Genomic DNA, 24,510 nt, shown 5'->3' on the forward strand with positions numbered 1-24,510 from the left:
TTTTATTAATGGGTTGCTTTCATTTCACCCATTAAATAAGTTATTAGTACTCTTAAGCCTAAATTACGCGCATAAAAATAACTGCATAATTGCAGTTTTAACTTTTTACTGAGGACTTTTAACTTTATGCCAGCAGCTTTTCGCTGTTACTGACGTTGCTACGCCGTTTTCTGCTCAAGTGTTCACTGTAACTCTCTTGTGAGGTCGTCCTACCTACTGCGCCATGAAATACGCGCGTAAATTGTGTCGTGAGTTTTAACCAGTTTTCTGGGGAGATATTGACTCTTTCTAGTAAAGGTAAATGTGTGCTTTCAATATACCCGCGCTTTCCTTCTCGTATACAACGCCCTGTTAATTCAATCAGTTCAAGGTAAGATTTAAGTTCAAACGGCAGGCCTTTTGGCATGATTTGACGTGGCATGCCTGAAAATCTTAATAGTTGCTTTGGTTGCAGCCTTCTGTTGCGCTTTCTAATCGTTTTTGCACACTCGTATGTGATGACTCTTCTGGCGTGTTTGCCATTTTAGCCCTGATAGGGTTTAAATCAACGTATGCCATACAGGCTGCTAATGATGCTTCATCAAGAAGCGCTTATGACTGCTTTGTATTTTAAAGAAAGGACCTTCCCACAAAGTTGTAAGGAACAACTTTGAATGCCTTAAGCGGCCCGAAGGGTGAGCGCCATGGACGGCAGCGAATAAAATCGGCCTGTGCAGTTATCTTCTTTATTCGCTTTACGAGCAATGTCTTCATTTAATAGCCGCATAAACCAGCTAATACTTGATAGCCGTTCACGGTATTGGTTTACTGTTTGATTAAAAAAAATAAGTTCAGTTTTACTTAGCTTCTCACCTTGTATGTATCTTTGCGTAAGTACGGTGCCTTTACACAGCTTGTGCCAACGAATAACAATCGCTTTATCATTTAGCCGATTCGCTTTTTTATCATCAACATACAACACTAGGTGCGTGTACTTCAGGCGTCCTGCCTTTCGCCCTTCGGGCCAGCTGCGCTGTTGTTAAATGTTCCTGACATTTTGCTGGTTGCTCATAACAGCATACTCACACACATCAATACAAAATACCTTGCCTAGACTCAGTAGTTTCTCTTCAACCCACCCTCTGCGGTGCTCATAAGACTTCCCTGTAAAACGGTCTTCCCCGCACAAGAAAATTCGGGTTTGTTTTTTGTTTATTTCCTCATTCATTTTCAAATTTCGTCTCTCGTTATTGGTCAAATATTAGCTAAAAATAAAAGAAAGCTTGCCTTTATGTAACCTTTAGGTACCATTGATACCTAAAGGTTACATTTGGTGTATTTAGGTATCACGTGTAACCTTAAACGCAGTCAACACAATACGACATTAATTCGTCGCCAACAGAAAAGGGATATACACAAAGATGGAAAAATCACTATCAGTACCACCAGAAACGGAACAACAATATTTAGCAATTACCGGGAGAATCAGTATTGTACTAGCGCTCTTCCTTTTAGCTCAGGTGTTTTTAACAGTAATTAGTGAAAAAAACTCAGTTATCTATTGGCTATTAGATGTAATTGTATTTGTGAGTATTATTTATTGTATTGTGTTAGTTCTTAAATCGATGAAATTTGCAAAAATATATCGAGTCTAGGTTACTGGGCGCTGAAATTTAACGACGAGTATGTGGATTATGTCAGTTCGTTCAGCTTGCGTGCTACCTGTCACATTATGGTAGTAGGCGGAATTTTCCTCGCTTATAGTGGCGACAGCAAGTGGTTTATAGAATTTATAGCTCCCTTTGGGCTTACGGATATGCTTCAAGTATTACTTGGCTTGGCAGCAGCCACGCATGGTGTGTTAATTTTGTGGAAACTACGTGAGGAAGGTCTTGATGAATGAAGATTTAGACAACCATCTTCACAAACTTAGATTGCAGCATAAAATTTCTCAGCAAGAGTTAGCAGATGCCATAGGCGTTTCTAGAAAAACCATCAGTACAGTAGAAACCGGGCGTTTTACACCATCGGTGGTAATTGCACTCAGAATTTCGGCTTATTTTGCTGTTTCAGTCGAGCAAATATTTACTTTGAGATAAATTTCTGGCTCGGGAGCTTTTGAAGATGTATTCAACGACGTTTGAGAACAACAAATTATGGGCTTTTGATAAAAAGGGTCTATACACATAATGACTCCCTAATGTCTATTGCCTAAATTAGCCCAACGAATGCTGGGCTATTTAAGTATGGTAACAAACAGCTACAGGTTTTCTACAAATAGCTTATAGATTCTACGATATTAAGTTATCCATGAACTTGGCTGCACGCAGAATGAGATTATATCGGATAGATTAGTATTGTACTAATCTGCGCTCTACTTGGCACAATGTAACTCATTGGGTGTCTAGCAAACTTATGTGGACTCCCTCTTGTCAACAACAAAAACTTTTAACACAAAGAAATAAATGCATACTTATGTACGAGCTCTAAACTGAGAAGCTATCTCTGGCTCTTTGATATTTACGCGAACTGGTTGTTTATTTGGAGGCATCATCTTCTGAAGAGCCGACTCTTTGCTTTGCGCTGAATAATGTTTCATTGTTACTCCACACCCTCTATTTAATGGTTAAATATTAAGCGCGACAACTAGTCTGACAGAGAGGGGAAACTGCGTTTCTTAAGTTAGCCCACAACAGTAACTCTTCGATCTCTTGTTGCTTAATGCTATAACCAAATTTATCCAAAGCTTCTAGTTTTGACTTTAAACCAAATAGTTTTTTTGAATTTCCAGTTTTAACAAGTTGATGGGCAATTACAGCTTCAATAAGTCCTTGAAGCCTCCAAAGCGCAAACTGCCAAAGGTATTGATTATCAGTGTATCGGTAATAAGCTACATCATCTAAAATATCATCAGCAGCTTCGGGGTTTTCAAGTCTTACTTTGGCTTCTTGAACTTTATATTGTTCAGATCGAGCATCAATCATTTCTCGAACCAACTCAACAGCATGATCAAAATCGGGTTCTGTTATTCCATAAACCCAATAATCATCTTCAGTTAAATTTTTAAGTTGATCGCGCACGGACTATCCCTAGTGATATAACGCCCGATTAACGGGTAAAAAATTGTGGGCTAAAATTGAGCGAAGCGAATAGCCCGCAAGTTTTTTATCCCTGTTTAATTGCTTGTTATATGTTTTTTTTCACTAATGTAATTTGCCAATTTCTTTATTATTAATACGCTCAAATACATGCCAGAAATCGAAACAAATATATAGCTAAAGTGAAAAAAGTGAACATAGAGATTGCTAAATAGGCTGTATAGAAAGTCTATCGCTATAGCAACCACCGCCGCCAGAATAGCAAAGGAAATTGTTTTTTTATAAACCCATGACCCTATTAAAGCAAACATTGATGATAAACAAGCATATACAAATATATTGAACCAGAACTGCGATAAAAAGCGCAAATTAGGTGCAAATGGATATAGTATTTCGTCATATTTAGGCAATATTAATCCGCCAATGTATAATCCCAAAAATGCACAGCACTGTATTGCTAGATATTGAAGAGTACTCATAAGTTACAGAACATATAACAACTTTATCAAAGGACACTTTCCTCTTTTTATGAGCAATGTATGTCCTATTATATATTTTTATTATTAATAACAAATACTGTAACACATTGCCAGCTTTAAACTTTAAGTCGGGCTGTTCTTTTAATAATGTGTAAAAAAGAGGAAAGTGTCCTCATTTCTTGACTTAGAAGGAAAATCACCAGCACTGTATATAAACACAGTTAATGGCATTTAAAATGAAAACTAAATCCCCTTTTCTTAATAATCTTATCGACTATATGTATAGCCATCACTATGCTAAAAAGTCTATTGAAACTTATTTGAAACTTATGTATTTTGGACGAGTGCCTATATCCATTTCCATAATAAGCGTCATCCAGCCAGTATGGGGAATAATGAAGTAGAAATATTTTTAAATCACCTAACAGTCACTAAGAAAGTGGCAGCGAAAACACAAGCAACCGCTTTAAATGCACTTGCTTTTTTATATAAACATATAAATAAACGACATTATTTGATAGCAAGTTTACTATACCCATGTTTTGCAACAAGGTGCCAATGGCGTAGTGAGCCCGTTTTCGAGATTATCATAGCTGAGGCTTAGATATTTTGTGCTATACGCGATATAAAATTGCTGCTACATGACTTAATACAGCATTGATACTTTAAATTTCCATAAAAAACCACGGCTGTTAACCGTGGCTCTTAGTATTACTGATTAAACCAACTTACTTCAACGCTTGTTCAACCACTGGGTAGTGGTCCCATACCTGTTTGTCGCTTAAAGAACGTACTAACTTAACGTATTCTGCATGTGTCCATGCAAGCGGAGTGGCGGAGTTGGTGCCCTCGCCGAGTGTATAACCTGCTTTATTGTTGCCTACGCCATCCCATACTTGCTCTGGCAGCATCATGCCTTCGTTGGCAAACTGCTCTAACCCTTTCACATACGTGTTTTTAATAGATTGTTGCTTGTCTGCGTTTAACGATTGCGTGGCATTTGCGGCGGCAATTTCGTAATGGCCTCGCTCACCGGTAAAAAACGGCCATACACGGCCACGTTGGCCGGGGGTATTTTGCCCGCCTTCGGCGTAGTTTGCGCCAGTTACTTCGTCCTCACCGTAGCCGTCGTTACCATAACGGCGAAAGCCTGGGAATGAGCCGCTGCCATCGCTAAACTGATAGCTGTACTTAACTTGTAAGTTATCGGCTAACGTTTCATCGTCATACTCTGGCAAGGTTTTTACAATGCTTGGAGCAAGTGCATCGCGCACGCCATAACGTACTAACTCTAAAAAGCCACCGTCTAAAATTTGCTTTTTATTAAAGCCTTCACGACCATTATTAGCATTAATTTTAGTGTTTGAATTGGCGTCTTTGTCTTGGCCTATTCGAATAAAATACTCACCGTCTGAGTTGATTGATTCTAAATTACCGGCGGTGGTAAACATCATGCTTTCTATGCCGCTATTATATTTTTTAGCGGTTTCAAGATAGCGTTTAGCATTTTGATCATCACCTGCAAGTGTTGCAATATCAGCAGCAGTAATAAGGCCTGCTACAACGGCGGCTGTGGTTGATGGTGAATAGCCCGCTTGCTCTTCCCAGCGCTCTTGCTGAGTAGCTGGCGGTGTTATTTGCATGTCGTTCCACAAAATTTTGGCGCGCCCACCGTCTACCAAAAAGTCAGCAGCAGGTTTTAACATGCGCCCGTACCAACCAGTTAGCTCTGCATCTGTTAACACATCTGCTTGGTGCAATTTCCACGCGAGCATAATTGGCATAGCGGTTTGATCTAGCTGTACGCCCACCCATTCAAGCTCGCCGTCGACGTGTGTTTTTTGTAGAAACCAGCCTGTATCGCCCTTGTTGCCCGGTGTTTTATTATTTACTTGTACTTTTTCAAGGTATTCGAATGCAGTTTTAGCTGTAGCAGTGTCGCCAAGTGCCATAAACGCCATAGCAACTTGATAAAAATCCCTCACCCATACAGCTTTATAACCGGTTGAACCTGTTTTGGCTGAGACTGTTTCGCCCCATGGATTTGATAACGAAGCAATAAGCGCACCAGCGTGCGTTTTATCTTCTTGCGCTTTTAACACCATGGCACTGGTGTAAAGTAGCTTGCCATTATCAGTAGTTTGCTCGCTCATGGTATTGAGCGGTGCTAAGCTTTGTAGATAATCTTGCCAGCCTAATGCGTCGCCTTTTCCGTTGTAGTTATCAAGTACGTGTTGATAGCCACGCGCTAAACTTGCTTGGCCTTGCTTAAAGCTCGCTTGCTCGTTGTTGCCAAAACTCAGGGTTAGATCAAATTGGCTGTTGTTGCCAATCTCACCCAGCTCGGCAAGTAAACTCACATTACCTGATTGCTCACCGGTATTTTGATAAACGCTTGGAAGCTGTTGAGTCGTTTTTAGCGCATTTAAACCATCACTTTTGCCTGTAAAACCTACGCTGGTCTGTTTAAATGGTTTAGCGCCTTGTAATGACAAGTAACTATCGCCCTGCCATGCAACTAGCCCTTGCTCTGTGGTTTTTGCAAAATCATCCAGGCCATTATTATCTATGTATGGATTTACCGTTACATAGGCTTTTACGCCTTTAAGCTGAGTATTAAAAATACTGCGCACAAATAAAGTTTGCCCGTCTGGATCGGTAAATATGTGTTTTTCAAGGCTGAAGCGGCCTTGTTTATCTGTGCTTGTTACTTTATAAGCCAATGATAACGGGCGGCCGTGCTCATCTTTATATAAGTAGTCAATTGTTACGTCAAGATCATCCGTTTCAGTTACGGTAAAATCTTTACCAACAATAACAAACTGCATGTCTTTAATTTGTGCTTGGTGAATTAGCCCAAACATAGTTTCGGTGATCACTCCTTTTGCTATCGAAAACCATACTTTTGATACTTTACCCGTCGCTGCGCTGTCGCTATAAGCGCCATTTTGATATTGCTCAAACGAAGTACCAATACCTGTTTTACCTGCGAATGCCCAAAATGGGTCAACGCCTGGGGCACCGGGTGCGCTTAGTTGCTCAGTTACTTTGGGGGTGTCTGTTAAGGCTTGCTCTGAGCTACACGCCGTTAAGCCAAGCATGAGTAAACTTGTGGTGATCATGTTGTATTTTTTCATTTTTAAACCCTTAAATCTTATCTGTTAGCTATAAGCGTTACTGCGCGTGTTTAACACGCATAACAGCAACCGCTGCCAGTACAAACGACACCGCGCCCAATACTAGTGCGTAAATAGGTTGGTTTTCAAAAAAGTGACGTAAAATTAGACCCAATATGCTGGCTGCTAGTAATTGGGGGATCACTATAAAAAAGTTAAATATGCCCATATACACGCCCATTTTATGACTCGGTACTGACGTACTTAACATGGCATATGGCAACGATAGAATAGACGCCCAAGCGAAACCAATGCCGATCATTGGCCAAATAAGTAAGGTAGGATCTTTAATTACAATAAAGCTGACTAAGCCCAAAGCGCCTAAAATTAAGTTAATTGCGTGAGCGAGTTTTAAACCAATGCGCTTTACGATGACCGGTATACATAATGCAGCCAGTGCGGCAAACCCATTGTACGCGGCAAATAAAATGCCTACCCAGTCAGCGCCATTGTTATAAGCCGCAGAGCTGGTATCACTGCTACCATAATGAAAGCTAGTGACCGCTGAGGTGGTGTAAATCCACATTGCAAACAGCGCAAACCAGCTAAAAAATTGCACCCACGCCAATTGTTTCATCGCCTCTGGCATCGTGAATACATCGTTGACTACTTGATAAAAACCACCCGCAGTATGCTGTTTGGCTTTTAACGTACCGGCAATAAATTGAATAATCCCAAAGCACATTAAACCAGCGGCGAGTAAATACAGCTCTTTTTCAAGCCCCAGCCCCATTACAAGGGCAAGTACACTCATGCCCAGTGCGGTAAAAATTGCGCCGCCTTTGCTAAAGTTAACGGTGTTAGTAATGTCGACTTGCTCAGCATCGCTGTCTTGTTCGTTAAACTTTGCAAGTTGTTGTGGTGAATATTCTTTGGTAGTTAAAATAGTCCAGCCCACGGCGACCAATAAAACCACGCCACCAAAATAAAACGAATACTTTACAGAGTCAGGAATTTGCCCCGCAGGCGCGGTGTTAGCAATATCAAACCAATTGGTCATCATCCACGGTAATGCCGATGCCACAACAGCGCCAACGCCAATAAAAAAGCTTTGCATGGCATAACCTGTTGCACGTTGTTTTTTTGGTAAGTTATCGCCCACTAAAGCGCGAAAAGGTTCCATTGTGACATTGATTGACGCATCCATGATCCACAGCATGCCTGCTGCAATCCAAAGCGTTGGCGAGTTTGGCATAATAAACAGCGATAAGGTCGTTAAAATTGCACCATATAAAAAGAACGGACGGCGGCGGCCTAATTTTCCCCAGGTTTTATCACTCCAATAGCCAATAATTGGCTGTACAATTAAACCCGTTAGCGGCGCTGCCACCCATAAAATAGGAATGTCATCAACGTTTGCACCCAATGTTTGAAATATGCGGCTTACGTTACCGTTTTGCAGCGCAAAGCCAAACTGAATACCTAAAAAGCCAAAGCACATATTCCATATTTGCCAAAAGCTTAAATCGGGTTTGTTATCTTTCATTGTGTGCTCCAGTGGTGAGAACTGCACTGCTAAGCGCATCTAACGTTAAACTTATCTGTGCGTGTTCTTCGTTGATAGTCATGGCAGCTTTTTGGTTTGCTTCTAGTAAATCCAATAACTTAAACTCGCCACGCTTGTCATCAACTAAGGTGGTCATTGGCATTTCAATGGTGACTATTGTTTGTGCACTCGAAAAATTACTCACGACCCAAAGTTGTTGATTACCAATACTGCGGCTAAACGCGGCAACGTGCTCGCTGCCAGTCACGATAAGGGGTTGCATGTCGCCAGCAACAACTGCTGGGTGTTTACTCAACGCCATAATCGCTTTGTAGTAGTTCCGTAACTGACTTTGTTCAGGCGTGAGTGCTCCGCCGTCAAATTTGCCGTTGTTCATCCATGCTTGGTGCGCGGGTACGCCAATGTAATCAAAAATGCTGGTGCGAGTGGGTTTACCAAAGCCTGCGTATTCTGAGCCGTCTTCGCCTACATCTTGAGCAAAGTACAACAGTGTTGGCGCGCGGCTAATAAGGTGAGATACCACCAGCGCGGGCTTACCTTTTGCTGCATTACCTGCAAAATCAGGGCTGGCTATGCGTTGTTCGTCGTGGTTTTCTAAAAAGTGCAGCATGTGCTGTTCAATGTCTGCAACGGCTTGCTGTGGTGCAAAAATGCTATTTGCCGCTTGTTTACCTTGCATAACGCCTTTAAGCGTGTCGTAAAAGCCTACTTTATCGTAGAGGTAATCCATTTTCCCTTGTTGGATATACGGGCGGTATAGTGCTGGGTTGTATACTTCGGCCAATAAAAAGGCTTCTGGATTATGCATTTTAATAGAGGAGTTTAAAAAGCTCCAAAACTCAACGGGCACCATTTCGGCCATATCATAACGAAAACCATCTACGCCTTTATCAAGCCAATACAGCGCGATATCACGAAATTTATACCAGCTGTTTGGCAGCTCTTTATCTTGCCAAAACTCAAAGTGCGTCCTTAAGTCTTTGTTTGCGTAGTCAGCTGGTAAGCTAGGAAAGTCATAGCTGCCATCGGGTTTTACACCGTAATTTACTTTTACGGTTTCGTACCAATCGTTTATATCTGGCTTGGCAGCTCGTGCACCGTTACCTGTCCACTTAGCGGGAGTTTCGTCAAATAAATTATCAGCCTGTGGGTGGGCATTACCACCAAGCACTTGGTAGCCTTCGCTGGTTGGCACTTGAAAAGACTGCCCAGTGACATAATAAAAGTTATTGTCGCGCGCATATTCTACGCTGGTGTCATCTTGCTCACCAAAATCTTTAACGCCCATAGGTTTTGCGGTTGACTTATAGTGGCGCGCAACATGGTTTGGCACAATATCAATCACTACTTTCATGCCATATTGGTGAGTGCGTGTAATGAGCGCTGAAAATTCTTCAAGACGACGTTCTGGATTGATGGCTAAATCTGGGTTAACGTCGTAATAGTCTTTAATCGCATAAGGTGAACCTGCACGGCCTTTTACAACATCAGGATCATCTTGACTAATGCCGTATTGGCTGTAATCACCCACCAGCGCATGATGAAGCACGCCCGTATACCAAATATGGGTAGTACCCAGTTCTTTTATGCCACTTAAAGCCGCATCATTAAAATCACTGAATGTACCTACACCGTTTTGCTCTTTCGTTCCCCACGGTACGTTAGCCGTTTGCGTATTACCAAATAAACGCGTGAATACTTGATACACAACGGGTTTAGAGTGTTCGGTGACGTGTTCGTGTACTTTTTGCGCTTTAGCCTTCGGTGCGGGTTCTTCAGAGCAGCCACTTAAAAGTAAGCCACTGGCTAATATTAATGGGCCATATTTGAGCGTGCTAATGGTGATTTTTTGTGTTGTCATAATTTTATTACTTACTCAGACATTTACATGTCATTTTTGTTATATTTTTAATACTAATGTGAACCGCCACTGACTAACAGCGGCTGCATACGTATTCACACTATTCAATCACTAACACCACTGCACTCATTGCGGGTAAGGTGACTGCTTTATTTAAATTTACTGTTTGTTGAGTAAATAGCTCAGTTGCATGTATTTGACTACCAAGCACTTCTTCCATGTAATGAAGTGGCCAACTTTTCATCTCAGCATGTTTGTTTAAAAACACCAGCACGGTTTGTTTTTCGCTTGTGCGTGCGTAACTATACACCCCATCCTTTGGGCTAAAATGAGTGAGTTTACCTTGGCTCAGTGCAGCGCTTTGTTTTCTAAAATTAAGTAAGGTGCTAATCGTTTGCAGCATATCACGTTGATCAATTGTTAAGCCTTGCCCTGTAAAGGCGTTACTTTTTTGGCCTTTAAAACCACCGGGAAAATCAATGCGAATATCGCCGTGATCGTTACTGCCTGTGTTATCAAGCAGTACTTCGGTACCGTAATACATTTGTGCAATGCCGCGAGTAGTAAGCAGCAGAGTTATCGCCATTTTAGTTTTAGCAAGATCTTGCTTAAGCTGGGTATATACACGGCTCATATCGTGGTTATCAGCAAACACTAATAAATTATCTGGATTTGGGTATAAAAAGTCATTGGCAATCGATTGATACACTTTAACCCAGCCGGTGTTCCAGCTTTCATCTTCATTAAGTGCTTGAATAAGTGATTCTTGCAATGAAAAGTCCATCACACTGGGTAAGCTTGACGTATAACCATCATTATTTACTTTGCCTGCTTGCCAGTATGAAGCAATCGCGGGGTTTGACGTCCATTCTTCACCCACAATATTAAACTGTGGGTACTCGGTCATGATTGCTTTGGTCCAGTTAGCTAAAAAGGCTTTGTCAGAGTATGAGTAGGTATCTACTCGAATACCGCTTAAATCAGCGTACTCAATCCACCAAATGGCATTTTGAATAAGGTAGTTTGCCAATAATGGCTGGCGTTGGTTTAGATCAGGCATGGTGGCAACAAACCAGCCATCACTAAACTGGCGTTTATCAAAGTCGCTGGCGTGGGGATCTTGAATGGTTTGTCTTGCATGGCTGGTTGCATGTTTTCCATTTGCAAAATCGCCATTAAAATTGATCCAATCAGCAGTGGGTTTGTCTTTCATCCATACGTGTTCAGAGCCAAAGTGATTAAGCACTAAATCCATTACCAAGCCGATGCCGTGTTGCTTGGCTTTCGCTGCCAGTTCCCTATAAAGTGCATTGGAACCCATACGCGGGTCTATTTTGTAAAAATCAGTAATAGCATAGCCATGATACGAATAACTTGGCATGTTGTTCTCAAGCGGCGGCGTTAGCCAAAGTTGAGTTACACCCAGTTTTTGTAAGTATGGCAACGCATCAATTACCCCTTGTATATCACCACCATGACGCCCGCCTCGCTCAATTGGGTTTGCAGCCTCTAACATGCCTTTTACGCTGTCGTTAGTGCTGTCGCCATTGGCAAAACGATCGGGATTAATTAAATAAAGTGTGTCGCTACTATCAAAACCACGTCGTTTACTGCTATTGGCTTTGCGCGCATTTAATGAATATTCAAAACGCCCGCCCGCAGCACTATTAAACACTAACGTACCCGGCTTTGCACTTGGGCTTATTTCAAGGTTTAAAAAGGCGTAATTTGGGTTATCTGTTTTTATTATGTTGTGTAAATTTACGCCAGAGTATGGCATTAATTGCCATTGATGCTTAGCAACGTTTTGTTCATGAAGCATAATTTGCAATGAATTAGTTTGCATACCAACCCACCAGCTTTGTGGTGATGCCGTCATTGCATTAACGTTTATGCACGTAGTTAAAAGTGCGCTTACTAAAAAAATCTGAATGAGTGATTTCATATTAATTACTTTTTATCCTCGCTAAAAACTCATTATGCGTTGGTAATTGCTTTACCGTGGTGCTGATCAGCGTTTTTAGATTTGTAAATAACTCTGCTAATTGTTCATCATTGAGCGCATCGGCTAATGGGTTATAGTCTTGCGCTTTAAGCCCTTGGCCTATCATTACTTGCTGCCACGCAACCTCTGCAAATAGCTCATCGTCTTGGCGTATAATTTTGCCTGTGTCTTTAAATAAATCAATTTTGGTTTGCAGTGATTTGGGAATGCTCATTTGCTTACACTGACGCCAAAATGCGCTGTCGGTGCGATCAGTAAGTTTATAATGCAAAATAATAAAATCGCGGATACGTTCGATTTCGGTTTGGCTTTGCTGATTAAACGTATCAACCAATGATTGCTCAATGTTGTTATGCGCAAAGAGTTTAATTAAACGAATAACAGCGGTTTGGATCAAATGAATACTAGTCGATTCTAATGGCTCTAAAAAGCCACTTGATAAGCCAATGGCTACCACATTTTTATGCCACTGTTTGCGCCTGCGCCCTGTTTTAAAGCGAATAACGCGAGGCTCTGTGATTGGTTCACCAGCAATGTTATCAAACAGTTGTTGCTTGGCTTGTTCATCAGTTAAGTGACGACTTGAATAGACTAAGCCATTGCCAACACGGTGCTGTAGTGGTATTTGCCATTGCCAACCCGCATCACGGGCGATAGAGCGAGTGTAAGGCACGGGATCGGCTGTGCTTTTAGTCTGCACCGCTATAGCACTATCGCAAGGTAGCCAATGTGACCAGTCTTCAAAGCCTGTGTTGAGGGTCTTTTCAATTAGTAATGCACTTAAGCCAGTGCAATCTATAAATAAGTCACCGTTTATTATTTGTCCGCCTGAAAGCTCAAGTGCTGTTACAAAGCCGCTCTCAGTACATTGCTTAACATGAGCAATTTTGCCTTCAATACGTTTAACGCCCCGTGATATGGCCAGCTCTTTTAAAAACTCACCGTACAGTGTGGCATCAAAATGATAGGCGTAATTTAAGCCGGTAAGTTGAGTATTAGGAATGTGTTGTAAGTGGGTAAACTTATGCTGCTTTGCAGCTTGGTAGTTAAGCGAAAAATCCCAAAAGTCAGTCGCGTTGCCTTGTTGCTTGGCTTTTAGCCAAAAGTTGTAAAACTCACAAAACGGAAAGTCTTTGCCAATATCACCAAAGGCGTGCATGTATTTATGATTTTGTTCGCGCCAGTTTTCAAATTCAATACCAAGCTTAATCGTTGCTTGGGTTGCTTTAATAAACTCACTTTCTCGAATCCCCAGTGCGCCATTAAGATGCTGAATGGGCGGAATGCTGGCCTCGCCTACACCAACAGTGCCTATTTGATCCGACTCAATCAGTGTGATCTCTATCACTTTACCAAGCACTTTATTCAATAACGACGCTGTGATCCACCCTGCGCTACCACCACCGGCAATAATGACCTGTTTTATTTTTTGCTGTTGCATTCTCTTTTCCACCGTTATGATCTTTTTTCAGTGTAGCTTAGCGATATAAAAAAGCCCTTGTAAAACAAATTACAAGGGCCTTTAAACGCTAAAGAATGTTATAGCTTGTAACTAAAGCCAAGTAAGAACGTACGACCGTAATCTTGGTAATCACGTACTTGTAAATCACTACTACCTTGTAATGACACAAAGGGTTCTTCAGTAATATTTTGCACTTGGAAAGTCACGCTTAGCCCGTCTAAGCTTTCTATGCCTGCTTCAGTAAAGTCATAACCAATTTGCGCATCAAAAATGGTTTCGCCTTTAATATCAACCTGTGTAGTTGCAAAGCCTAGGCCGTAAACATCGCCTTTAAAATCACTGCGTTTACGCATGCTAGTACGCGCTTGGAAGCCATTACGCTCATAATAAGCCGTTAGGCTGTCAATTTGATCTGATAAGCCTGGTAATTCATATTCATTACCCTTTTGATCAGTAATATCTTGCTCTACTGCGGTATGGCTGGCAATTAAACCAAAGCCGTCAAGCGAAGGGTGAAATATATTAAATGGCAATGCAAGAGATAGTTCATAACCCCATAAATTACCTTCACCACCGTTTATTTTTCCTGATCCAGAGCCTGTTGAATTAGCAGGTATTTCACCTGTTGCTGGATCAGCAACTCCGGTCATATCAACTTCGTAATTACCATCGAATATCCATTGCGTAATATCTTTGTAGAAGAAAGCTGCGGCAAAGTAACCTTCTGCATTAAAGTAATTTTCGTAACTTAAATCAAACCCTGTTGCTTCTTTTGGTTCTAGTAAAGGGTTACCGCCTGAAATATTCCAGTTGTTTCCATCATTATTTTGTTGTTCACTATAAGACGCACTAATAGATGCATTCATTTCATCTAAGCGAGCACGTGAAATAGTTTTTGCAGCACCAAAACGAATGGTTTGGTCTTCGTCAATCCTAAACGCTAAATTAATACTTGGTAAAAAATGGCTATAGTCATGACTTACATCCGTTGGCGAAACAACAACTAAGCCATCAATCGTGTTTGCAGCAGACCCTTGTGATGATTGATCAGTTTGCACATAACGCGCACCAATATTACCTGTTACAGGAATTGAGCCTAACTCTGCATTGATATCCAGTTGTGCAAATACCGCAATAACTTCTTCTTGTACTGCCCACGATTGTGTTTTGTGTTTTTGGTCCGTTAAGCTCTCTTGTAATAAATCATAGTAGCCATCGTTCACTAGACCGTTAGTGTCATAGGCGACCATATTGCCCATACCGATAAAATCAAGGCTTGCTGTACCTTGGCGGTATTGTTCAGGAATAGACAACATACCCGGGTTTGACAGCGAGAAGCCTTTTAATGTCATGAAGTAACCTTCTGACACTTTGCTCTTTTCGCGGTCACGATATGAAATACCAAAGCTTACGTTGCTAAAATATTCACTTTCAAGTGCTTTGCTGGCAGCAAGTTTTAATGTACTTAATTCGTCGTTAATTTCTGGTGCATTAATAAAGCCATCTTGTGCTGTATTTTGGTATGGCGTGTCTTTTAATCCATATTTGTCATTAAGTGCGGCACTTCCACCCCATGATAATGGGCCACCTAATTGAATTAAATCATAATCGCTGTAATCTAGTTCATGTGAAAATTGCGCGCCTGTGTTACCGCCATCAAATACGTATCCAATGTTATCAGCTATGCCATTTGCATCACCTCGACCAGTACCAGAATAGCTTTCGATACTCCAAATTTGGCGTTCTACTTCTGAGCGACTGGCATCAAATTCCACAGACCATGAATCATCGATATCATATTTTGTATTAAAACCAAATTGAGTTAGTTCTGCATTACGTTCTTCATAGTCATTACGTACAACAACACGTTGGCCTTGGGTTACAGCACTGGTGATAAAGTCGGAATTTGTATCAACAACTTCTGAACCAGAGCGTATTTTACCTTGTCCCCAACCAAAGGGTACTTCAATACCGCGAAGTATTTTTTCATCTGAAAAATCAACATAAAGTGCATCAAATGTCATATTCAAGCGATCAGTGGGCGCAGCTTCAATTACCAACATAGCTGAATCGCGCTCAAGAGTGGACGAACGTACAAACGGCTTTGCGCCACCTAAAATAGGGTTATATGGGCCAACAGTTGTGTCGTCTTTAAGTTTATTTTCAGAAATACTGTAATCAGGGTAACCCCAAGAGTTCCAACGTTTTTCTTGATTAGGTGAACTCATTTTATTGTATGCAAATGCAACACCGATAGTGTCATCTGCAAATTGGTCTATGTACGAAACCGTACCACGGAAACCTTGGTCATCGCCGTCAGGGTTTAACTTTTCAAAACCCGTTTGCTCTAATTGACCATTGAACATGATCACACGCTCGCCTTTACTTAAAGGCTTTACGGTTTGCATATCAATTACACCGGCAATACCTTCAGCGTCTAAACTTGCGCTTGGTGTTTTATAGACGGTTACACCGCTCATTATTTCTGATGGGTAAAGGTCAAACTCAACGCCACGGTTGTCACCAATAGACACTTGCTCACGGCCATTAAACGTTGTTGCACTTTCATTTTCGCTAAAACCACGCACACTCACACGGCTTGCACGTCCGTCTAGGCGTTGTGCAGTCAGGCCCGGCAGGCGTGCAATTGACTCTGCGATTGATGAATCAGGTAATTTACCAATATCTTCTGCAGAAATAGATTCAACCACTTCTGATGAAAAACGCTTTGTATTGATTGATTCAACAACGCTGCCACGAAAACCTTTCACTTCGATGACTTCAACGTCATTCTTTGCTGCTTGCTGCTCATCTTGTGCGTGTGAAGCGAAACTGCTAATACCTGCGGTCGCAAGTGCAATTGTTAATATACTTGGTTTGAACATAGACATGATGTTTTCCCGTTACCCATATTATTTATTACCAGCGTAATAACAGGCTTGTGATAGAAGCACCGTTATTCGCTGGCTGATTTTGTTGTCAGGATGAATATTAACGCCCGCTTTATTTTATTAACAACTTTATGCATACGTATTCACAGTAGAATAAAACCATCACTTTTAACAAAAATTTCACAAGGATACTGGCAACACCTTGTTTTTATAGAGGTAAAAAATAAATATGTTGGTGCAATAAGCACTAAAACAAATTTCATAATACTAAATAAGTAAATTCAAAACTAACTGACTTATAACACTCTAAAATACAAGTAACTATCAATTTCAATTATTAGTTGTGGCATTGTATATCACCCCTGGCAATTGGTAAGACCAATAATCATTTGCACCAACACAATACAAAGTCAATGAAAGCCGCACCATAATGGACTTTATAACATGTTAACTTTTTTAACATATTAATTGGTAATAATTAAAACGATGCTTGTTCTACGTTATTTAATGCTGATATTACTCGCATCTGTGCACTGTAGAATAATCTATTTAGCATGCATACGTATGCAGGCTTTTTACAGTATCTAAGCCTTCACGTATGCTTTTCAAAAATAACGTGGCGTAGTTAACCCTACCCATAAAATAAGATTGACGAAAACAACACGCCTTAAAAAATTTTAGCTATAAAGCGACCAACGTTTTTAAGGTATTGATGTCACGATGGAGAAAAGCATGGCTCAACAGCAATGGTATAAAGGTGCGGTTATTTATCAGGTATATCCTCGCAGCTTTCAAGATACCAATGGCGATGGAATTGGTGATTTAAAAGGGATCATTGCTCGCATTGACTATATTAAAAGTCTTGGCGTTGATGCTATTTGGATCTCTCCTTTTTTCAAATCGCCAATGAAAGATTTTGGCTATGATATTAGTGACTATCGTGATGTTGACCCCCTGTTTGGCGATCTTAATGACTTTGATGAGCTGATAGCACACGCTCACCAGCGTGATATAAAAATCATAATTGACCAAGTTTTAAGTCATACATCAGATCAACACCAGTGGTTTTTAGATAGTCGCGAAAACAAAACTAACGATAAGTCGGATTGGTATGTATGGTCTGACTCTAAACCCGACGGTACGCAACCAAACAACTGGTTATCTATTTTTGGTGGCCCTGCTTGGCAGTGGGAGCCACGTCGGGGTCAATATTATTTACATAATTTTTTTACAGAACAACCCGACTTAAACTTTCATAACCCCGATGTACGTCAAGCAGTACTCGACAACGTGGAGTTTTGGCTTAAAAAAGGGGTGGATGGGTTTCGACTAGATGCAATTAACTTTTGCTATCATGATGCACAGCTGCGCGATAATCCTGCAAAGCCACCTGAAAAACGTCAAGGTCGTGGTTTTAGTGAAGATAATCCGTATGCATTTCAATACCATCATTACAACAATACCCAACCTGAAAATATCAGCTTTATGCAAGATATTCGTACCCTATTAGACAAATACCCTGGGACTGTGTCTTTGGGCGAAATTTCATCTGAAGATTCACTGGCGACAATGGCTGAATACACCGCGGGTGGCGACAAACTACATATGGGTTACAGTTTTGAACTACTCACGAATGATTACAGCAGTGAGTACATTCGTACTACCGTCAAAACACTTGAAGAGCGCATGACACAAGGCTGGCCGTGCTGGGCATTTAGCAACCACGACGTAGAGCGTGTAGCAAGTCGTTGGGGTGCCAATGGCGAGGTAAATCCACAGCAATGTAAGATGCTTAGTGCTTTACTGGCGTCACTTCGTGGTAGTGTGTGCATGTATCAAGGTGAAGAACTTGGTTTAGGCGAAGCAAGCGTTGCCTTTGAAGATTTACAAGACCCATATGGCATTACTTTTTGGCCAAACTTTAAAGGGCGTGATGGCTGTCGTACACCAATGCCGTGGCACAACAATAACTGCAAGCAAGCCGGCTTTTCAACCACTAAGCCTTGGTTACCCGTTGATGAGCAGCATAAAAACCAAAATGTAAGTGAGCAAGAGAGCGATCAACATTCGATTTTAAATGCATTTCGTCACTTTATGGCATGGCGTAAAACACAGGCCGTATTACTTGAGGGTGATATTGAATTTATCGATACCCCTGAGCCACTGCTCGCCTTTTACCGTCGCTTTGCAGGTCAAACTATGCTTTGTATATTTAACCTCGCACAAAGCACCACAAGCTATGAGATTGACCATATTAATATCACACCTCATAGTGAGCTTAATCATCATAACGGTACTGTAAATAAAAACACGTTAACCCTGCCCGGCTTTGGCTGTTTTTATGCAAGCATAGGTTAATTCTCCTACTTTTAAGTACACTAAAAAGCCCTGATGATCAGGGCTTTTTTATACTATAATCCGAGTTCAGATTAGTTAATCTCGTGTTTTTACATATGAGGCACTAGCTTAATTGCACCTTCAACGACTTTCATATCTAAAGGTAATTTGCTTAATAACGCGACTTTTGGATCATTCATGTTTAACTTATACACTGGATTTACAGCTAAAAAACTATTAATGACATTCATGGCCTCATCATTTAAAACGGCTAGATTACCTTTAAAACCACCTGCATCAATGGTTGAATCAAGCAATTTTATGTCACGTAAAAAAACTGCTTTTTTCTCGCTATCGTAAAATGGCGCACCTTCAATTTGCAACTTTAAACGTACCGGATACTTAAGTGCAAACGCATTAATGACAGCACTTGAATCAGCCCCAAGTATCACTACGTCGCGATTATTGGGGCCAACATTAACGCTTAAATCGTTCACATCAAATTGCACTGGTAAGCCCATTAAACGCACTTTTTCACTGAGTTTAGGAAGCTGTTGATTCAGTGCTGACTCAATTTCGCTGCTAGTAAATGAATAAAACGAGACTCCTTGGGTCGTGTTACATGCACTGAGAAATAAACAGGCAATTAATACAATATACTTCATGATTTTTCCTTTTCGAGGATAAAAAAATAAAAGCCGCACAACGGCGGCTTTTTTATTCTTTAACGCATTTAGCCACTAAACGCTAAAAACCGTTTTTAAGCGTGCTAGTGTGTCACTGTCAACTGAACCTTGACTGAGCGCTAATAGCTGCTTTAAATAATAGTGCAAATCAGCTTGTTCGCCACGATGCTTATCATCAAGCATGGCAACTTGTTCAGCCATACGAGATGAGCCATCAGGGCTTGCCATATTGGCAAGAATTTCCATTCTCACTAATAATTGCGCAGCTGTTAAATGCGTATCTGCGTTACCTTGCCATTGAGCAGGGATAACTTGCTGATTTTCAAGTGCCGTAAATAGCGCACTAAAATCAGCTTTAGCAGCTTGTTCAGTCAGGATCGCTAATTTGCCATCTATGTTAGCCAATAATTTTTTAATGCGGTTTCCTAACTCTTTACTACTTTGTAGTGCGGTTACTTTAGTGCGCAAATCTAGCAACTGTGCTTTTTGAGTCACTGCTGGTAAAGCTTCTTCTAGTTCAATAATTTGCGCCGCAACAACTGCGTTATCCGCTGCTTGTTGCTCTTTATGCTGCGCAAACTCATCACTGCGTTTAGCAAAGGTTAAATCATTAAATTGACGAAATTTTTGCCATAAAGCATTTTCAGCTTTTACGCCTGCAAAACCAATTCCCTGCCATTGCTGTTGCAGTTCTTTTAATTGTTGACAAGCCGTCGCTAAATCATCGCTGACTGATAACTGCTGCGCTTGCTCAACTAACTCATTTTTTGCAGCCGCATTGCCTTTATGAAATGCATTTAGTGCATTAAATACTTGCTGCTGTTGCGCTTTATATTGTGTTTGTAATGCACGGTATACTTTTGGCTCAACATTACCGGCATTGCGCCAGACTTTATTAATGCGGTTATATTGGCTTTCAAACTCTTTCCAATCAAATTCAGTGCCGCTGGTGTCTGCCTGCGCAAGTGCTTGCATTTGATTAATGATTGCTTCACGTTCAAGCTTAGTTGCTTCACGCTGTTGTTCTTGCAGTGCAAAGTATTCGCGACATGGTGCAAATAATTGCTCAATCATGTCATCAAACTCTTTACCTTGTTGTTCCTCTTGCTCAGTGTCTAAACGCCCTAGCTCATTCCAACGACGGCGAAAAACCTTAACCTCATTTGCACGGGCTTTTGGGTCTGTGCATGGCTGCTCTAACAAACTCGTTAATTCAGCTAACAGTTCTTCACGTTTTGGCGCTGAAGCATACTTTTGCCAATCTTTAGCATCTGCTAACTGCTGCTCAAGTTCCGCTTTAAGCTTTTCAAGCTGCGCCTGAAAACCCGGTGTTAAGCTGTCATAAAGCTCCGTAAAACCTTTAAACACACCAAATGCCACATTAAAACGGCCTTGCTCAATTAGACGTTTAACATCGCGCGCTTTTCGGCTCGCCTGCTGCTGGTTTTTTGTTAATTCATTACTTAATTGCGCAATACCTTGCTGCCATTGTAACTTTTGCTCTTTAAGTTGCGCTTTAAAAGGCGCTTGTAATGATACAGGTAATTGCTTAAGTGGCGCATTGGCCGCTTTAAATGCTTGCTCAAACTGCGCAGTCGCGGCATCAAAATTTGTTTTATCAACTTCAGTGCTCAAATCACTCAGGGCTGTTAATGCCACTCTATAATCACTGATCGCTTGGCTTAGTGCTGGTAATTGGCTAACTTGTTTAAATAATTGCTGTAACTTAGCAACCACTTTTGTTTTATGCTCGCTATTTGAAAGATTGCTTTGTGCTATCACCGCTTGTGCTTGCTCAACTTTTGCATCAAGCCAGTCTTGTTGAATTTGTTCTGGTGTTTCAAGACCAAGCTGCAGTGCATTTTCAATTTCTTCACTAAGTGCTTCAAGATTTGCCAATGCTAAAACTTCGCGCTGTTTTTGCGCTAAAATCGCTTGCTGTTGATCATGCTGATCTTTTAATAAAGCTAAATGCACATTCAATTTAGCCGTCAATGACTGATATTTTTCTTCTAGTATTGCAATTTGCTCTGGGTTTAACCATGTTAGCTCTATCGCTTGCCATTGTGCTATAAGTGACTCTTTTTGTTCACACACAACGCCATAGTCTTGCTTTTCACGCAATGCATTAAGTTTAGCGAGCACTACACGCGTGTCATTTTGCACTTGACCAGGCATAACAGATGCTAAACGTTCATTATCAAGATGTGTCTGTAGTAGCGTGTGTGCCTCACCGTGAGCATGCTTTACTAAGCTTTTTGTCAATTGATGATTTATAACTAATTCCGTTAACTGCAATTGCAATTCGTTGCCGCCTTCTTTAAAGGCTTTTTCTATCAGCTTAGGATTTGATAAGCGCTTTAGTAATTTAACTCTTACTTGTAATTCTTTCTCGGCAAAGGCGAGTTTTTCAAGTGTTTTTACTGGTGCGAAACGTTCAATGTATTCATTTTTAATCTGCGTGTCGAGCGTACTTTCGGCGTTTAATACTGCACTTGAAATATGCTGTTCAGCTAACTCTTTTAAGCTTTGGTCTTGCTTGTACGCTTTCCACCACAACACTAAATCATTGACTTTATTTAAGGCTTTTTTGCGGATTTCTGCGGAACTATCATCTAGTGCCAATGTATTTAAAATTGTTGCATCACGTTCTACATCTAGCTTTTCAATTGCATCTAGACGTACTTGCTGCTTTGGGTGCTTCCATTTCGGGGTAAAAAGGTGTTTAAAGATCATTTTCACTAAACCTTGCTATTTCGTTGTCTGCGGTGAATTCTTTTTGCAATTGTGCTTTTGTTTTTTGCACCATTTCACCATTTGAGCCAATGGTAAATTGCTCATTAGATTGGGCTACTTTTGCTTGATAAAGCATGACTAACTGGACTGTTTGCGCTTTTTGCTCATCACTTAGTACTGTACCATCAGGCCACTTGCCTGTTGCGGCACCATATTGTAATCGTTCAAATAATTCTGGGGTAATTGTTTTTACGAGATTGTCGATGTTCATGTCATTTTTTCTTTTTAAGAGTCACTAAGATAACGCGATTTATTAAATACCAAATACAACCGATAGCAATGGCTGCCGTGCATGCGTACCACTGTGGGGTTTCGGGTTCTGGATGTAAAAAGTATAAACTAAAGAATCCACCTAAAAATATGAACAGTGCAAAAAAAGAATAATTCATAAACATTTGTTGTTTTTGAATTCGTTTTTCGCGTGCCAGCTGCTGGCGTTGTTCGCCATCAAGCTCAGCTACATTATTCTCACAGTGAGGGCACTGCTGGTGTTTATCGGATATTGACTTATTACAACTAGGACAACGAACAATCGCCATATCTCTCTCCATACTTCGCATAAAAATCTACGCATAAAAAAGGCGCCTTGCGGCGCCCTTTATTGTACGTGTTTTATTTGTCGTTGTCTTTTTTCAATTGCAGTCATTGCCTAGACATTTATTTCAACAAACAAATCACGCTAAATTATCAGTGTCTATGATTTATCGTCTTGCTGCTGTTTAGCTAAACGTTTTTCCCAAAAAGTCGCATTTTTGATACCGAGTTTAACTGGATCAAAATTGATAGCTCCACCCGCTTTCTTCTGGTCTTCAAAATCACGTAAACATAATAAAGCCGGCTTCGCCACGAAAAATATTGCCAAAATACCCAAGATATTAATCCACGCCATTAAGCCAACACCTATATCACCAATGGTCCATATATAGCCCGCGTTATTAACCATGCCATACGACACCATAAACATAATCACTAGCTTCACTAATACCAGTGGGATTGCACCTTTAAAGTAGCGATTTAAATACGCAACATTAGTTTCTGCAATAAAGTAATACGCTAATATTGTTGTGAATGCGAAGAAAAACAATGCGATACCAACAAACGCTTGACCAAAACTACCAAATACACTAAATAACGCCATTTGGGTAAACGCTGCTGAACCTATCTCTGTCGCAGCATCAACATTTTGTACGATAAACTGCCCTGCAGGTAGTTCACCCACTACATTGTATTGCTGTGTTATTAAAATCATTAAAGCTGTTGCTGTACAAACAAAAAGTGTATCTACATAAACAGAAAACGCTTGTACTAACCCTTGCTGAGCTGGGTGGTCAACTTCTGCGGCAGCAGCAGCGTGTGGCCCCGTACCTTGCCCAGCTTCGTTAGAATAAATACCGCGTTTTACACCCCAGGCGATAGCAGCACCAAAGCCAGCCTGTGCTGTAAAGGCATCACTAATAATTAAAGCAAATATTCCAGGTACTTTATCAATGTTTAAAAACACTACAATCAACGCTAAAACAATGTATCCCAATGCCATCAAAGGCACGACAATTTGGGTAAAGTTTGCAATACGTTTAATGCCACCGAAGATGATAAAAGCAAGCACAATAAGAATAATCGCTAATGCAACCAGCTTAAAACTACCAACGTCACCAAAACTAGTGCTGACCATTGTACCTTCGCCAAATACTTGGGTAAACGCGTTACCAACGGCATTTGCCTGTACGCCAGGTAGAAAAACACCACAGGCAATAATTGCCGATACGGCAAATAAAATAGCCAGCCACTTTTGGCCTAAACAACGGTCAAAATAATAAGCTGGGCCACCACGATATTGGCCATCCTCTTCTGTTTTATAAATTTGCCCTAATGTTGATTCTGCAAATGCAGTGCTGGCACCTAAAAAGGCCACAACCCACATCCAAAAGATAGCGCCAGGTCCACCAAAGCCAATCGCGGCAGCAACACCGGCAATATTACCAACTCCAACTCGCCCAGATAATGACACGGCTAATGCTTGAAACGATGAAATACCGGTATCAGATGTGTTAGGGCTAAACAGCAATTTACACATTTCTTTAAAATGCCTAACTTGAGCAAACCGGGTTAATATTGAATAGAATAGGCCAGCGCCTAAACATAGGTAGATGAGTGCATTACTCCAAACAACGCCGTTAACAGCGCTTACAAAAGCTTCCATGGATATCCTCTATTATTTTTTATTATTGTTTAA

16 protein-coding genes and 1 pseudogene are annotated in these 24,510 nt (G+C 40.8%); 3 read left to right on the forward strand and 14 right to left on the reverse strand.

Translation table 11 applies throughout. From position 1 onward, the window contains the following. Nucleotides 1–124: 124 nt before the first annotated feature. Nucleotides 125–1,207 (reverse strand): annotated as a pseudogene (locus tag ACJJVX_RS15520) (transposase). 667 nt (nucleotides 1,208–1,874) lie between these two features. Here ACJJVX_RS15520 and ACJJVX_RS15525 point away from each other — a divergent pair. Next, entirely contained in the window at nucleotides 1,875–2,078 is a 204-nt protein-coding gene (locus ACJJVX_RS15525) for a helix-turn-helix transcriptional regulator (RefSeq protein WP_054203496.1), read from the forward strand. A 374-nt stretch (nucleotides 2,079–2,452) separates the two neighbouring features. Here ACJJVX_RS15525 and ACJJVX_RS15530 read toward each other — a convergent pair whose 3' ends face one another. Next, nucleotides 2,453–2,578: a hypothetical protein gene (locus ACJJVX_RS15530; protein ID WP_405632278.1), complete on the reverse strand. Its 126-nt coding sequence runs from the start codon at nucleotides 2,576–2,578 to the stop codon at nucleotides 2,453–2,455. Between the two features lie 34 nt (nucleotides 2,579–2,612). After that, complete coding sequence (locus ACJJVX_RS15535; RefSeq protein WP_405632280.1) at nucleotides 2,613–3,059, reverse strand: hypothetical protein; 447 nt, start codon at nucleotides 3,057–3,059, stop codon at nucleotides 2,613–2,615. 849 nt (nucleotides 3,060–3,908) lie between these two features. Between ACJJVX_RS15535 and ACJJVX_RS15540 the strand changes: the two genes are divergently transcribed. Beyond that, the gene (locus tag ACJJVX_RS15540) at nucleotides 3,909–4,160 is read left to right on the forward strand and encodes a phage integrase N-terminal SAM-like domain-containing protein (RefSeq protein WP_235575819.1); all 252 of its coding nucleotides are present in this window, start codon (nucleotides 3,909–3,911) and stop codon (nucleotides 4,158–4,160) included. A gap of 124 nt (nucleotides 4,161–4,284) precedes the next feature. On the opposite strand, the gene ACJJVX_RS15545 is transcribed toward ACJJVX_RS15540, so the two are convergent. From ACJJVX_RS15545 to ACJJVX_RS15570, 6 genes are all read right to left on the reverse strand, one after another. Next, the gene (locus ACJJVX_RS15545; protein WP_405632281.1) at nucleotides 4,285–6,693 is read right to left on the reverse strand and encodes a glycoside hydrolase family 15 protein; all 2,409 of its coding nucleotides are present in this window, start codon (nucleotides 6,691–6,693) and stop codon (nucleotides 4,285–4,287) included. A gap of 37 nt (nucleotides 6,694–6,730) precedes the next feature. Then, complete coding sequence (locus ACJJVX_RS15550) at nucleotides 6,731–8,218, reverse strand: MFS transporter (RefSeq protein WP_405632284.1); 1,488 nt, start codon at nucleotides 8,216–8,218, stop codon at nucleotides 6,731–6,733. Next, nucleotides 8,208–10,100: an alpha-amylase family protein gene (locus tag ACJJVX_RS15555; protein ID WP_405632286.1), complete on the reverse strand. Its 1,893-nt coding sequence runs from the start codon at nucleotides 10,098–10,100 to the stop codon at nucleotides 8,208–8,210. Before ACJJVX_RS15555 ends, ACJJVX_RS15550 begins: the two co-directional genes overlap by 11 nt. Nucleotides 10,101–10,200: 100 nt before the next feature. After that, nucleotides 10,201–12,045, reverse strand: a complete 1,845-nt coding sequence (locus tag ACJJVX_RS15560; protein WP_405632289.1) for a glycoside hydrolase family 13 protein — start codon at nucleotides 12,043–12,045, stop codon at nucleotides 10,201–10,203. A gap of 1 nt (nucleotide 12,046) precedes the next feature. Continuing rightward, nucleotides 12,047–13,546, reverse strand: coding sequence for a tryptophan halogenase family protein (locus tag ACJJVX_RS15565; RefSeq protein WP_405632291.1), 1,500 nt, complete (start codon nucleotides 13,544–13,546; stop codon nucleotides 12,047–12,049). Nucleotides 13,547–13,644: 98 nt separating this feature from the next. Beyond that, nucleotides 13,645–16,458: a TonB-dependent receptor gene (locus tag ACJJVX_RS15570; protein WP_054206777.1), complete on the reverse strand. Its 2,814-nt coding sequence runs from the start codon at nucleotides 16,456–16,458 to the stop codon at nucleotides 13,645–13,647. Nucleotides 16,459–17,190: 732 nt separating this feature from the next. On the opposite strand from ACJJVX_RS15570, the gene ACJJVX_RS15575 reads away from it, so the two are divergent. Then, the gene (locus tag ACJJVX_RS15575; RefSeq protein WP_170174540.1) at nucleotides 17,191–18,816 is read left to right on the forward strand and encodes an alpha-glucosidase; all 1,626 of its coding nucleotides are present in this window, start codon (nucleotides 17,191–17,193) and stop codon (nucleotides 18,814–18,816) included. A gap of 89 nt (nucleotides 18,817–18,905) precedes the next feature. Here the strand turns inward: ACJJVX_RS15575 and ACJJVX_RS15580 are convergent, their stop codons facing one another. The 5 genes from ACJJVX_RS15580 to ACJJVX_RS15600 all read right to left on the reverse strand — a co-directional run bounded on the left by ACJJVX_RS15580 (nucleotide 18,906) and on the right by ACJJVX_RS15600 (nucleotide 24,477). After that, nucleotides 18,906–19,460, reverse strand: a complete 555-nt coding sequence (locus tag ACJJVX_RS15580) for a DUF1439 domain-containing protein (RefSeq protein WP_054206779.1) — start codon at nucleotides 19,458–19,460, stop codon at nucleotides 18,906–18,908. Nucleotides 19,461–19,535: 75 nt separating this feature from the next. Continuing rightward, the gene (locus tag ACJJVX_RS15585; protein WP_405632294.1) at nucleotides 19,536–22,217 is read right to left on the reverse strand and encodes a DUF349 domain-containing protein; all 2,682 of its coding nucleotides are present in this window, start codon (nucleotides 22,215–22,217) and stop codon (nucleotides 19,536–19,538) included. Continuing rightward, entirely contained in the window at nucleotides 22,207–22,488 is a 282-nt protein-coding gene (locus tag ACJJVX_RS15590) for a YeaC family protein (protein ID WP_054206781.1), read from the reverse strand. Before ACJJVX_RS15590 ends, ACJJVX_RS15585 begins: the two co-directional genes overlap by 11 nt. 1 nt (nucleotide 22,489) lies before the next feature. After that, complete coding sequence (locus ACJJVX_RS15595; protein ID WP_054206782.1) at nucleotides 22,490–22,816, reverse strand: hypothetical protein; 327 nt, start codon at nucleotides 22,814–22,816, stop codon at nucleotides 22,490–22,492. 155 nt (nucleotides 22,817–22,971) lie between these two features. Continuing rightward, nucleotides 22,972–24,477, reverse strand: a complete 1,506-nt coding sequence (locus tag ACJJVX_RS15600; protein WP_054206783.1) for a sodium:alanine symporter family protein — start codon at nucleotides 24,475–24,477, stop codon at nucleotides 22,972–22,974. Nucleotides 24,478–24,510 lie beyond the last annotated feature (33 nt).

Source organism: Pseudoalteromonas sp. Ld20 (genome assembly GCF_045064175.1).
GTDB lineage: Bacteria > Pseudomonadota > Gammaproteobacteria > Enterobacterales > Alteromonadaceae > Pseudoalteromonas > Pseudoalteromonas neustonica.